Origin of the sequence: Nonomuraea sp. NPDC049695 (assembly GCF_040674955.1) — a bacterium.
Lineage (GTDB): Bacteria > Actinomycetota > Actinomycetes > Streptosporangiales > Streptosporangiaceae > Nonomuraea > Nonomuraea helvata.
Window position 1 is genome coordinate 41,196 of the sequence record NZ_JBFANV010000052.1, and the last position, 12,291, is coordinate 53,486.

A 12,291-nucleotide genomic window follows, 5' to 3' on the forward strand; every position below is an offset into this window, starting at 1 on the left:
ACTTCCCGGCATCCTCCCTTCACCCCTCAGGAGGGCTTCACCGTGGCACGCAAGACGAAGACCCGTATCGGACTGGTAGCCGGCGGGCTGGGCGCGTACTGGCCGCAATTCCCCGATCTCCTGCCCCAGCTCCAGCGATCGGCCGCGCGGGTCTCTGAACGGATGCGGGAGCTGGACGCGGAGATCGTGGACGTCGGGTTCATCTCCGACGCCCAGGAGGGCGCGGTGGCGGCAGAGAAGCTGCGGGCCGCCGACTGCGACCTCATCGTCGGGTTCCTCACCACCTACATGACGGCCACCATGCTCGTGCCGATCGCGCAGCGCAGCGGCGCGCCCGTGCTGCTGATCAACCTGCAGCCGACCGAGTCGATGGAGCACGCCACGTTCGACACCGGCCAGTGGCTGGCCTACTGCGGCGCCTGCCCGCTGCCTGAGATGGCCAACGCCTTCCAGCGGTGCGGCATCCCGTTCCGCTCGGTCTCGGGCTACCTGGAGGACGAGCGCGCCTGGGCCAGGATCACGAGCTGGGTGCGGGCGGCCGGGGCGCGTGCCGCCCTGCGGCACGGCCGCCACGGGCTGATGGGCCACCTCTACCCGGGCATGCTGGACGTCTCCACCGACCTCACGCTCGTCTCGGCGAACTTCGGCGGGCACGTCGAGGTGCTGGAGTTCGACGACCTGCGGGTACGCGTGGAGAAGGTCACCGACGCCGAGGTCGCCGCCAAGCGGTCCGAGGCCGAGAAGATCTTCGAGCTGGCCGAGAGCGTCAACGAGGTCGACCTGGAGTGGGCCTGCCGCGTCTCCGTCGGCCTCGACCGGCTGGTCGAGGACTTCTCGCTGGACAGCCTGGCGTACTACCACCGGGGCCTGGACGGCGAGATGCACGAGCGGCTCGGCGCCGGGATGATCCTGGGCGCGTCCCTGCTCACGGCGCGCGGCATCCCGGCGGCGGGCGAGTACGAGCTGCGCACCAGCCTGGCCATGCTGATCATGGACCGGCTGGGCGGGGGTGGGTCGTTCACCGAGCTCCAGGCGCTGGACTTCCACCGCGGCCACGTCGAGATGGGCCACGACGGGCCCGCCCACCTCGCCATCAGCGCCCGCAGGCCGCTGCTGCGCGGGCTCGGGGTCTACCACGGCAAGCGCGGATGGGGCGTCTCGGTGGAGTTCGACGTCAAGCACGGGCCGGTGACGGCGTTCGGCATCATCCAGCGCCGCGACGGGCGCTTCGCCCTGGTGGCCTCGGAGGGTGAGACCGTGGACGGGCCGCACCTGCAGATCGGGAACACCACCTCCCGCGTGGACTTCGGCCGTGATCCCGGCGAGTGGACCGACGACTGGAGCGCCACCGGCATGTCCCACCACTGGGCCCTCGGCACCGGCCACCGCGCGGCCGAGCTGAAGGCCCTCGCTCATCTGCTGGACACGGAGTTCGTCCAGATCTGACCCCCGCCGCTCCCCGACCCCCGGCCGCCGATGTGGGCGCGGCCGGGCCGGCGGCCCCCGCCGTACGACATGGCGGATATTTCGCAATTACGTCAAGCGGAATCTTCCTCCGCGCCGTTTTCCTAGATCTATGCGCTAGCGCAACGTAAGCAATCTGCTACATATGCGCGGGTATCCTGCCCGATATGAGTGGTTTTCGCCGATTCTGGTGCTCGCGTGACGGGCGCTAGGCGGGCCGAGGCGGCGCAGGGGGACGTCGCGTCGCCGAGCCGCTCGTCCCGCCTGGACGAGCTGTTGATCGATGTCGTCGTCAGCACGGGAGCGCACATCGGCGCCACGTACCTCATGGACGAGGACGGCACGGTCCTCCACATGGACGCGCACCTGGGACTCCCCGCGCTGATCGCCAGGGCGTGGGCCAGGGTCAGGACGAACGACCCGGTGCCGATCGCCGTGACGGTGCGCCGTCGGCGGCTGTTGTGGCTCGCCGGCCTGGAGGACCTGGCGCGCATGTCCCCGGCCGCGGCGCTGTCCCTCCCCTACCACTTCGCGGTCGCGGGCTCGCCCATCAGCAGCGGCGACACCGTCTGGGGCGGGTTCCTGCTGCTCTGGCCGGGCGGGCGGGTGGCCCGGCTCTCCCAGCACCAGCTCGACCTCATCGAGGACGCCACCGCCAGGATGGCCGGCGTGCTCCAGGAGGCGGCCGAGCAGGGGCGTCCGATCCGGCCGGGGCCGCAGCCCCGCGCGCTCGACCTGCTGCCGGAGGCCGACCCGAAGGCCGACCTGGTCGCGCTCGACTGCCTCAACCGCCTGCCCGAGGGCCACTGCTCGCTGGACGCGGAGGGGCGCGTGACCCTCCTGACGGCCCCGGCCGCCGACCTGCTGCGCAGCTCCACGTCCGAGCTGCTCGGCAGGCGGCTGTGGGACGCGCTGCCGTGGCTGGACGACCCTGCGTACGTGGACCGCTACCGCGCCGCGGTCGTCGGCAGCCAGGACACCCACTTCACGGCGCGCAACCCCGCGGGGCAGCAGCTGTCGTTCCGTCTCTTCCCCGGCCTGACCGGGATCTCCATGCGCATCACGCCGAGCGCGGGCGCCCGCGGCCCCGGCCGGCTCGCCGGCTGCGCCGAGCGGTCGTCGAAGACGGTCGCGCTGCACGAGATGCTGCAGCTGGCCACCGCCCTGTCCCGGGCGGTGACCGCACAGGAGGTGGTCGACCTGGTGGCCGACCACGTCATGCCGCTCTACAACGTCCAGGCTCTGTGCATCCTCACCTCGAAGGGCGGCCGGCTGCGCGTGGACGCCTCGCGCGGCTACAGCAGGGAGGCCATCGAGGAGTTCGACGGCCGTCCCGTGATCCTGCCCAACCCGGCGAACCACTCCTTCGACGCCTGCCAGCCGGCGTTCTACTCCACGTGGGACGAGCTGCGCCAGGCCTACCCGGACGCGGTCCGCTCGGACGACATGTCGGCCTGGGCGTTCCTGCCGCTCGTCACCTCGGGCCACCCGATCGGCACGTGCATCCTCGCGTACGACCGCCCGCACCGGTTCAGCGCCGACGAGCGGGCCACGCTCACCGCGCTCGCCGGCCTGATCGCGCAGGCGTTCGAGCGGGCCCGGCTCTACGACGTCAAGCATCAGCTCGCCCAGTGCCTGCAGCAGAGCCTGCTGCCGCGTACGCTGCCCGAGATCCCCGGCCTCGAGCTGGCCGCCCGCTACCTGCCCGCCACGCCGGGGATGGACATCGGCGGCGACTTCTACGACCTCATCCGCCTCAGCGACACCATGGCCGCGGCCGTCATCGGCGACGTGCAGGGCCACGACGTGACCGCCGCCGCGCTCATGGGCCAGGTGCGCACCGCCATCCACGCCCACGCCACCGGCGGGGCCACCCCCGGCGAGGTGCTCGCGCACACCAACCGGCTGCTCTGCGAGCTGGCCCCCGACCGGTTCACCAGTTGCCTGTACATCAGCCTCGACCTGCGCAGGCGCACGGCCTGCCTGGCCAGCGCGGGCCATCTGCCGCCGCTGCTCGCCCGGCCCGGCTGGCGCACCCAGATCCTCGACCACTCCCCCGGGCTGCTGCTCGGCGTGGAGCATGACGCCGAGTACACCACCTCGGAGCTGCCCCTGCCGCCCGGCTCCGTCCTGGCCCTCTACACCGACGGCCTCATCGAGGAGCCGGGGGTCGGGCTCGGCGAGGCCATCGCCGAACTGGCCGAGTCCTTCACGCCCTCGACCGGCGAGCCCCTGCACGACCTGGCGGAGTCGCTCATCAAGGGGGTCGCCGTCGAGCAGCGTACGGACGACATCGCCGTACTTCTCTGCCGGACGTGAGCACCGCCCGCTCGACGAGGTGCCCCTGACCTGAGGAACGCACAAAGACGGTATAGTCCCACTAAACCTACCCATTTAGTGCGTATCCCTCAGGAGCTATCTTGACCAGCAAGTTCGCCGGCGTAGCGGCGGCCCTCGCCCTGGCCCTCGCCGCGTGCGGCTCGGGGAACGCGGGCGGGAGCGGCGCGCCGGCCACGCCCGACGCCGGGGCCGTGATCGAGATCGGCTCCCTGTACGAGCCGCAGAACCTCGACAACACCGCCGGCGGCGGACAGGGCGTGACCGAGGCGTTCAACGGCAACGTCTACGAGGGCCTGTTCAAGCTGACCGACGACGGCAAGGTCGAGCCGCTGCTCGCCGAGGGCCACGAGGTCTCCCCTGACGGCCTCACGTACACGTTCAAGCTGCGCAAGGGCGTGAAGTTCCACTCGGGCAAGGCGCTGACCTCGGCCGACGTGAAGTCGAGCATCGAACGTGTCATCGCGGACGGCTCGCAGTCGGCGCGCAAGAGCAGCCTTGAGGCGGTCAAGTCTGTGGAGACCCCCGACGACGGCACCGTCGTGGTCAAGCTGAAGAGCCGGTCGATCTCGCTGGTGTACAACCTCTCGTACGTGTGGATCGTGAACGCCGCCGCGAAGGACCTGGCCACGGGCGAGGACGGCACGGGGCCGTACAGGCTGGGCTCGTGGAAGCGCGGCTCCACGCTCAGCCTGGAGCGCTTCCCCGGCTACTGGGGCACCCCGCCCGCCAACAACGGCGCGGTCTTCCACTACTTCACCGACGCCGCCGCGCTCAACAACGCACTGCTGACGAACGCCGTGGACGTCGTCACCAGCGAGCAGAGCCCCGACGCGCTGGCCCAGTTCACCGGCAACCCGGACTACAAGGTCAGCGAGGGCCACTCCACGACCAAGCTGCTGCTCGCCTTCAACGACAGGAAAGCCCCGTTCGACAAGCCGCTCGTGCGCAAGGCCGTCTCCTCGGCCATCGACGACGCCAAGCTGCTGGAGTCGATCTGGGCGGGCCACGGCAGCGTCATCGGCTCGATGGTGCCGCCGACCGACCCGTGGTACGAGGACCTGACCAAGGTGAACCCGTACGACGTGGAGCTGGCCAAGCGGCAGCTCGCCGAGGCCGGATATCCCAAGGGCTTCCGTTTCACGCTCGACACGCCAAACTACGACCCGCACCCGACGGCCGCCACGTTCATCAAGAGCGAGCTGGCCAAGGTCGGCATCACGGTCGACGTCCACGTCATCACCGCCGACCAGTGGTACTCGAAGGTGTACAAGGACCGCGACTTCGCGGCCACGCTGCAGGAGCACGTCAACGACCGTGACGTGGTCTGGTACGGCGACCCGGACTTCTACTGGGGCTACGACAACAAGCAGGTCACCGAGTGGGTCGGGCAGGCCGAGCAGGCCGGCACCGAACAGGAGCAGACCGACCTGCTGAAGAAGGCCAACCGGCAGATCGCCGAGGACGCCGCGAGCGACTGGATCTACCTCTACCCGCAGATCGTCGTGGCCTCCTCGAAGCTGTCGGGCTACCCGGTCAACGGCCTGAACTCGCAGTTCTACGTGTACGGGATCAAGAAGGGCTGATGGCGCGCTACCTGCTGCGGCGCACCGCGTTCCTGCTGGGCTCCCTGCTGCTGGCGGCCTCGGCGCTGTTCGTGCTGCTGCGGCTGCTGCCCGGTGACCCCGCGAACGCGCTGCTGCCGGTCGGCGCCACGCCCGAGCAGATCGCGGCGGCGCGCCGGCAGATCGGCTCCGACCTGCCGCTGCCGGAGCAGTTCGGCGCCTGGCTGGGCGGGCTGGCCCGGCTCGACCTGGGCACGTCGCTGGTCAGCAGGCTGCCCGTCGGCTCGGAGATCGCCGGGCGACTGGCCGTCACCGTGCCGCTGACGCTGCTGGCGTTCGCGCTGGCGGTGGCCGTGGCGCTGCCGGTGGGGTTCCTGGCGGCGTGGCGGGCGGAGCGGTGGTACGGGCCGCTGCTGAACGGGATCGCCCAGCTCGGCATCGCGGTTCCGGTGTTCTGGATCGGGATGCTGCTGGTGACCGTCTTCGCGCTGCGCCTGCGGCTGCTGCCCGCGGGCGGGTTCCCGCGTGAGGACTGGGCGGACCCGGCACGGGCCCTGACCTCGCTGGCGCTGCCCGTCGTCACCATCGCGGTCGTCATGTCGGCCTCGCTCATCCGGTACGTCCGCGCGGCCACCGTTGACGTGCTGGGCAGCGACTACCTGCGTACGGCGCGGGCGCTCGGCTCGTCGTTCGCGGGCGCGATGTGGCGGCACGGGCTGCGGAACGCCTCCGTGCCCGTCATCTCGATCCTCGGCATCGAGCTGGCCACGACGTTCCTGGGCGCGGTGGTCGTGGAGAGCGTGTTCGCGCTGCCGGGGCTCGGAACCTTCCTGGTCAAGGGCATCGCGGAGCACGACTACCCGGTCATCCAGGGCGTGCTGGCGGTCAGCACCTTCGCGGTGCTGGTGATCGGGTTCGCCGCCGACGTCGTGCAGCGGCTGGTCGATCCGCGCCTGCGGGCGCACGTCGCCGGGGGCCGCCCGTGAGGGGGCGGCGGTCGCTCGTGATCGGGTGCGTGCTGGTGGGGGCCGTCCTCGCGGTGGCCGTCGTGTCGCTGGGCTGGCTGCCGTACGATCCGTCGGACACCTCCGGCGGGCGGCTGTCGCCGCCGGGTGGCGCGCACCTGCTCGGCACCGACAAGCTGGGCCGCGACCTGCTCACCCAGCTCATGGTGGGCGCCCGCATCGCGCTGACGGTCGGCGCCGGGTCCGTGCTGCTGGGCGGCTTGCTCGGGGTGGCGGCGGGGCTGGCCGCCGGGTTCGCGACGCGCTGGCTCGACGACGTCCTGTCGGCCGGGCTGGACATTCTCATCGCGTTCCCGACGCTGCTGCTGGCCATGCTCGTGGCGGCGGTGCGCGAGGCGTCGCTCGGCTCTGCCGTGCTGGCGATCGGGCTTGCCATGTCGGCCGTCGTGGCGCGGCTGACGAGGGTGCTGGTGAAGCGGGTGCTCACGCAGGACTACATCACGGCGTCCCGTACGTCCGGCGCCTCGTGGCCGCGCGTGATCGTCGAGCACGTGCTGCCGAACATCTGGCCCACCCTCCTGGTCAACCTGGCCCTGCAGCTCGGCCTGGCCGTGCTGGCCGAGGCGTCGCTGTCGTACCTGGGTCTCGGCCCGCCACCGCCGAACGCCTCGTGGGGCCGCCTGCTGCAGGAGGCGCAGGCCACCGTGCTGACCGCGCCGACCGGCGCCATCGCGCCCGGCGTGCTGCTCGTCGTCCTCGTGGTGGGCGTGAACCTGCTGGCCGACGGCCTGCGCGATCGGAGGGCCGGATGACGCCGCTGGAGGTGGAGGACCTGTCCGTACGGCGGGCGGACGGCCATGAGCTGCTGCGCGGCCTGTCGTTCTCCCTCGGGCCCGGCGAGCGGCTCGGCCTGGTCGGCGAGTCCGGCTCGGGCAAGTCGCTGACCGCGCTGGCCGTCATGGGCCTGCTCCCCGCGGGCATGGCCGCGTCCGGCAGCGTGCTGCTGGGCGGGACCCAGGTCATCGGCGCCCCTGCCCGGCGGCTGGACGGCGTGCGCGGCCGGGTCGCGAGCGTGGTCTTCCAGGAGCCGCTGGCGGCGCTGGACCCGCTGATGCGGGTCGGCGGGCAGATCGCGGAGCCGATCCGGCGCCGCCACGGGCTGCGCGGCGGCCGGCTGCACGCCGCCGTGCTGGCGGCGCTGTCGGAGGTACGTCTGCCGGAACGGGTGGCGAGGGCGTACCCGCACGAGATCTCCGGCGGGCAGCGGCAGCGGGTGGCCATCGCGATGGCGCTGGCCTGCGAGCCCGGCCTGCTGATCGCCGACGAGCCGACCACGGCGCTGGACGTGACCGTTCAGGCGGAGGTGCTGGCACTGCTCGACGGGCTGGTGACAGGCAGAGGGATGGCCCTGCTGTTCATCGGGCACGACCTGGCCGTGATCGCGGACGTGGCCGACCGGGTCGTGGTGCTCAAGGACGGCTCCATGGTGGAGTGGGGAAGGACACGTGACATCGTGCGCGAGCCGCGCCACGCGTACACGCGCTCTCTGGTGGACAGCGCCTGGGCCCTGGAGGGCGAGCTGGATCGGCTGGCCCCATGAGCGGTGCCGTGCCGGCCGGCGGTGCCGTGCTGGCCGCTCACGAGGTCGGGTTCGCCTACAGAGGCGGGCCGCCGGTGCTGGACGGCGTCTCCGTCGCCGTGACGGCGGGGCGCAACCTGGCGCTGGTCGGCGAGTCCGGCGCGGGCAAGACCACCCTGCTGCGGCTGCTGCTCGGCCTGGTCATGCCGACCTCCGGCCAGATCTTCTTCGACGGCGCCGAGCTGTCGCCGCGTGACCGGGCCTTCAGGAGCGCCGTCCAGCCGGTGTTCCAGGATCCGTACTCGTCGCTGGACCCCCGCCAGCGGGTGGGCAGGATCGTCTCCGAGCCGCTCCGGGCGATGGGCCTGCTCGCCCCGGGGTCGAGGACGGCCAGGCGGCGCGAGGCGGCCGAGCGGGTGGCCGAGGCGCTGGAGTCGGTCGGACTGCCCGCGGACGCCGCGCGCCGCTATCCGCACGAGTTCTCGGGCGGGCAGCGGCAGCGTGTCGCGATCGCCAGGGCCGTGGTGTGCGGGCCCCGCGTGCTGCTCGCCGACGAGCCGGTCAGCGCGCTGGACGTCTCGACCAGGGTGCGCGTGGTCGAGTTGCTGGCCGAGCTGGGCGAAAGCCGGGGGCTGACGGTGGTGGTCGTCTCGCACGACCTGAGCGTGGTGGCCGCGCTGTGCCAGGAGACGGCGGTCATCGAACGCGGCCGGATCGTGGAGCAGGGCTCGACGGCGAAGGTGCTCGGGTCGCCCGAGCACCCGTACACGCGCCGGCTCATCGAGAGCGTCCCGCGCCTCAGCCGCGCCGCGCGCCTGCGGTGAGCGGGCGCCGGGTCCCGCGGTGAGCAGGCGCCGGGTTCAACGCCCGGCGCTCTGATGGGAGGGCCGCCGGGCAGGTGTGCCGCCGGTCCGCGCCCGAAGGTCCTTGACGAACGCCAGCGGCCCGCTGCCGGGCCGGTCGTCCACGTCGAACCGGGGCTCGTACCCGCTGGCGAGGTAGAGCGCGACGGCCTCCGGCTGGCGCGGGCCGGTGGTCAGGTGGACACGGCGGTAGCCCCGCCTGGCCGCCTCCTCCTCCAGCTCACGCACCACCAGCCGGCCGAGCCCGTTGCGGCGGTGGCCGGGGCGCGTCCAGATCCGTTTCAGCTCCGCCGTCTCGTCGTCGTAGCGGCGGAACGCGCCCCCGGCCACCGTCTCCCCTTTGGCCACGACGATGAGGAAGGTCCCGTGCGGCGGCGCGAACTCGCTGCCCGGGTATCTGGTGAGCTCGTCGTTGGGCCCGTACCGGGAGGTGTATTCGAGGTGCAGGCCGACCAGCAGGGGCGCGACGGCGGGATCGGTGACGTCGACGTGCCGCACCTCGAACTTCAATGGATCCTCCTCGGAATTCCGAATACCCTGTTAGACAGTAGGAAAACTAGGTATTGCTGTCAATGAAGCCGCTGGAAGGACGTGTACCCATGCCCTTGCCGCACTTCCTGGTGATCGGCGCGCCCAAGGCCGGCACGACGGCCCTGCACGCGGCGCTCCAGGCCCACCCCGCGCTCTACCTGTCACAGGTGAAGGAGCCCAAGTTCTTCCTCACCGGCGGTCCGCCTCCCGCCCGCGGCGGGCCCGGCGACGCGCAGACGTACCGCGAGCACGTCTGGCGGCGCGCCGATTACGAGGCGCTCTTCGACGGCGCGCCCAGGGGCGCCCTGCTCGGTGAGGCGACCCCGTTCTACCTGTACGACCTGGCCGCGCAGCGGCGCATCCACGCGCTGATCCCGCGGGCGCGGCTCATCGCGATCCTGCGCGACCCCGTCGAGCGGGCCCACTCCAACTGGACGCACCTGTGGTCGGCCGGGCTGGAGCCGATCGGCGACCTGGTGCGCGCCTGCGCGGCCGAGCCGCGCCGCGTCGCCGCCGGATGGGCGCACTTCTGGCACTACACCGGCCTCGGCCGGTACGGGGAGCAGCTCGCGCACCTGCTCACCTTATTTCCCCGCGATCAGGCCCTCGTCTTCAGGTACCGGGACCTGCTGGACACGCCGGCCCAGGCGCTCGACCGGATCTGCGGGTTCCTGGGGGTCGAGCGGGGGCTGCTCACGGAGGTGCCGCGGGAGAACGTGACCGCGCATCCGGAGGCGGGCGGCCGGCACCGGGTGCTGTCGGCCGCGCTCAGGGCGGGGGCGCGGGCGGGGCGGCTGCTGCCGTACGAGCTGGCGGGGGCGCTGACCGAGCCGATCGAGCGCCTGCTCCAGCGGCGCGGGAACCCCCGGCGCCCGCTCACCTGGGACCAGCGGCGGGAGCTCATCCCGTACTTCGCCGACGACATCGAGCTGTTGCAGAGCGTCACAGGCGAGGACTTCTCGGACTGGCTGCGGCCGCGGGAACGCTCGGGCGGGCTGGTCGGCCGGCGCCCGGAGGGCCGGCACCAGTCCCGCAACGGCCGCCCTCGCAGCAGCTGAACCGCCGCACCCGGCACCCGGGACCCGGGGAAGGGATCAGGCCGCGGCGCCGCCGACGTGGGCTGCGGTCCCTGTGTGGTGGAGTGAGCGGGGCGATGGCGCCTGTTCGCGTCGTCGGTCAGGCGCGCAGCTCGGTTCGCAGCTCGTGTGCGCCGTCGGCGCGGGTGTACTCGTAGTAGAGGCGGGTGCCGCCTCCCGGCAGGTCCACGAGGTCCAGGTAGCGCAGGCCGCCGCCCGCGTGGGGCGACTCCGCGGCGGGCCGGTCGCCCGTCGCCTCGAGGGCGGCCGGGTCCGTGCCGGTGGCGACGCCGGTGCGCTCCTCGTAGTTCTCGGCGGCGCTCGCCCGGCCGTCGTAGAAGGCCACCACTCCCTCGTCCGTGAACCGGACGGCGCTCACCCGGGTGCCGCGCGAGTCCCAGTGGCCGGGCCGCCCGCTCAGCGCGGTGCCGTGCCAGGCCCAGGACAGGCCGTCCTCGCTGGTGGCGTACCGGGTCACCATCTGGTCGGCCTCGTCGGGGTCGGCCAGCGGGTGGCAGGAGGCCCACAGGTGCCAGGTGCCGTCCCGCTGCACGATCACCGGGTCCTTGACGCCGGTCTTGGGGTCGCCGGGCAGCACGGTCGTACGCAGTCGCGAGTCGAACCCCGCCGGGTCGCCCGCGTCGATCGCCTCGATCCGCCAGTGCTTGGTGCCGTGGGTGGCGCAGCTGAGGTAGAGGCGCCAGCGCCCGTCCGGGGTCGGCACCAGGTAGGGGCGCTCCAGGGACTCGGCGTCCATCTCCTCCCTGCCGATGGTCAGCAGCGTCTCGAAACGCTCGCCGTCGCCCGAGCGCGCCACGACGACCGCGTGACCGCGCCCCTCCCCCACGGGCCTGCGCAGCCGGTACGCCAGGTAGATCCACGCGTCGCCGGCCACCGCGCTGGGCGCGCCCGCCCAGTGACCGGCCGCGGTTTCCGGCGGGGCGACGGCGAGGGTCGAGCGTCCGGGGTCGGGGAGCCAGGCATTCACATCGATCGTCATGGGGACGAGACTAGGCGCCGGAACGCGCGGCGCCCTGGAGACCGATCCTTCATGGTCGCCTTTTGACCCGGGCCGGGCCCGCGCGGCCGGCCTTTGCGAGTGACCATCGGGGCGTGCGACGATCATCGGATGCGGGTGCGCTTCGTCGGCAGTGGGGACGCGTTCGGCAGCGGCGGCAGGTTCCAGACGTGCGTCAGCGTCACGTCCGGCGACCGCGCGCTGCTGGTCGACTGCGGGGCCACCAGCCTGACGGCGCTGAAGTCCCAGGCCGTCGATCCGCAGTCGGTCGACGCCGTGGTGATCTCCCACCTGCACGGCGATCACTTCGGCGGTCTGCCGTTCCTCGTGCTCGACGGTCAGTTCAGCCGGCGGACCAAGCCGCTGCACGTGTTCGGCCCCGCGGGCACGGGCGAGCGGCTCACCCAGGCCATGGAGACGCTCTATCCCGGCTCCAGCCGGGTCACGCGGCGCTTCAAGGTCGAGGTGCGCGAGCTGCCCGCGGACGGGTCGCCGTCGGAGTTCCACGGGTTGACGATCCGGGCGTGGCAGGTCGTTCACGAATGCGGTGCGCCGCCGCTGGCCGTACGGGTGGAGGACGACGAGTCGGCCTTCGCCTACTCCGGCGACACCGAGTGGACGCCGGCGCTCGCCGAGGCGGCCCGGGGGGCGAGCCTGTTCGCCGTCGAGTCCTACACGTACGACCGGCCGATCCGCTATCACCTGGACTACCGGACCTTGCGCGCGCATCTGGACGAGCTGCGCGCCGACCGCGTCGTGCTGACGCACATGTCCCCGTCGATGCTGGCCAGGCTCGCCGACACGGATCTGCCCGCCGCGTACGACGGCATGACCCTCGACCTGTGATCCTCCCTTCACGTGCTGGTGAGGGCGAGGTGCCCGTCGCGTACGTG

Annotated in this window: 11 protein-coding genes; 9 read left to right on the forward strand and 2 right to left on the reverse strand. The window is 72.5% G+C overall.

Annotated elements, in window-relative coordinates; genetic code table 11:
- Nucleotides 1-42: 42 nt before the first annotated feature.
- The 7 genes from AB0J64_RS35150 (at nucleotide 43) to AB0J64_RS35180 (ending at nucleotide 8,734) form a co-directional block, all read left to right on the forward strand.
- Complete coding sequence (locus tag AB0J64_RS35150; protein WP_364036871.1) at nucleotides 43-1,446, forward strand: L-fucose/L-arabinose isomerase family protein; 1,404 nt, start codon at nucleotides 43-45, stop codon at nucleotides 1,444-1,446.
- Nucleotides 1,447-1,662: 216 nt separating this feature from the next.
- Complete coding sequence (locus tag AB0J64_RS35155) at nucleotides 1,663-3,783, forward strand: SpoIIE family protein phosphatase (protein ID WP_364036874.1); 2,121 nt, start codon at nucleotides 1,663-1,665, stop codon at nucleotides 3,781-3,783.
- A gap of 101 nt (nucleotides 3,784-3,884) precedes the next feature.
- A complete protein-coding gene (locus tag AB0J64_RS35160) occupies nucleotides 3,885-5,387 on the forward strand; it encodes an ABC transporter substrate-binding protein (protein WP_364036877.1) in 1,503 nt (500 codons plus the stop codon).
- On the forward strand, nucleotides 5,387-6,352 hold the full coding sequence (locus AB0J64_RS35165; RefSeq protein WP_364036880.1) for an ABC transporter permease: 966 nt from the start codon (nucleotides 5,387-5,389) through the stop codon (nucleotides 6,350-6,352). The genes AB0J64_RS35160 and AB0J64_RS35165 overlap by 1 nt, the downstream gene beginning before the upstream one ends.
- Complete coding sequence (locus tag AB0J64_RS35170) at nucleotides 6,349-7,143, forward strand: ABC transporter permease (RefSeq protein WP_364036883.1); 795 nt, start codon at nucleotides 6,349-6,351, stop codon at nucleotides 7,141-7,143. The genes AB0J64_RS35165 and AB0J64_RS35170 overlap by 4 nt, the downstream gene beginning before the upstream one ends.
- On the forward strand, nucleotides 7,140-7,931 hold the full coding sequence (locus AB0J64_RS35175) for an ABC transporter ATP-binding protein (RefSeq protein WP_364036886.1): 792 nt from the start codon (nucleotides 7,140-7,142) through the stop codon (nucleotides 7,929-7,931). Before AB0J64_RS35170 ends, AB0J64_RS35175 begins: the two co-directional genes overlap by 4 nt.
- Nucleotides 7,928-8,734, forward strand: a complete 807-nt coding sequence (locus AB0J64_RS35180) for an ABC transporter ATP-binding protein (protein ID WP_364036889.1) — start codon at nucleotides 7,928-7,930, stop codon at nucleotides 8,732-8,734. The genes AB0J64_RS35175 and AB0J64_RS35180 overlap by 4 nt, the downstream gene beginning before the upstream one ends.
- 36 nt (nucleotides 8,735-8,770) lie before the next feature.
- Here the strand turns inward: AB0J64_RS35180 and AB0J64_RS35185 are convergent, their stop codons facing one another.
- Complete coding sequence (locus AB0J64_RS35185; RefSeq protein WP_364036892.1) at nucleotides 8,771-9,283, reverse strand: GNAT family N-acetyltransferase; 513 nt, start codon at nucleotides 9,281-9,283, stop codon at nucleotides 8,771-8,773.
- An 89-nt stretch (nucleotides 9,284-9,372) separates the two neighbouring features.
- Here AB0J64_RS35185 and AB0J64_RS35190 point away from each other — a divergent pair, with 89 nt between their 5' ends.
- Nucleotides 9,373-10,362, forward strand: a complete 990-nt coding sequence (locus tag AB0J64_RS35190; protein ID WP_364036894.1) for a sulfotransferase — start codon at nucleotides 9,373-9,375, stop codon at nucleotides 10,360-10,362.
- A gap of 118 nt (nucleotides 10,363-10,480) precedes the next feature.
- On the opposite strand, the gene AB0J64_RS35195 is transcribed toward AB0J64_RS35190, so the two are convergent.
- Nucleotides 10,481-11,380, reverse strand: a complete 900-nt coding sequence (locus AB0J64_RS35195) for a hypothetical protein (RefSeq protein ID WP_364036897.1) — start codon at nucleotides 11,378-11,380, stop codon at nucleotides 10,481-10,483.
- A 129-nt stretch (nucleotides 11,381-11,509) separates the two neighbouring features.
- On the opposite strand from AB0J64_RS35195, the gene AB0J64_RS35200 reads away from it, so the two are divergent.
- Nucleotides 11,510-12,244: an MBL fold metallo-hydrolase gene (locus AB0J64_RS35200; RefSeq protein WP_364036900.1), complete on the forward strand. Its 735-nt coding sequence runs from the start codon at nucleotides 11,510-11,512 to the stop codon at nucleotides 12,242-12,244.
- The last annotated feature ends 47 nt before the right edge of the window (nucleotides 12,245-12,291 follow it).

Coding starts and splice junctions, on each gene's coding strand:
- AB0J64_RS35175 (WP_364036886.1), top strand. CDS start 7,140: ATGACGCCGCTGGAGGTGGAGGACCTGTCCGTACGGCGGGCGGACGGC.
- AB0J64_RS35195 (WP_364036897.1), bottom strand. CDS start 11,380: ATGACGATCGATGTGAATGCCTGGCTCCCCGACCCCGGACGCTCGACC.
- AB0J64_RS35165 (WP_364036880.1), top strand. CDS start 5,387: ATGGCGCGCTACCTGCTGCGGCGCACCGCGTTCCTGCTGGGCTCCCTG.
- AB0J64_RS35200 (WP_364036900.1), top strand. CDS start 11,510: ATGCGGGTGCGCTTCGTCGGCAGTGGGGACGCGTTCGGCAGCGGCGGC.
- AB0J64_RS35180 (WP_364036889.1), top strand. CDS start 7,928: ATGAGCGGTGCCGTGCCGGCCGGCGGTGCCGTGCTGGCCGCTCACGAG.
- AB0J64_RS35190 (WP_364036894.1), top strand. CDS start 9,373: ATGCCCTTGCCGCACTTCCTGGTGATCGGCGCGCCCAAGGCCGGCACG.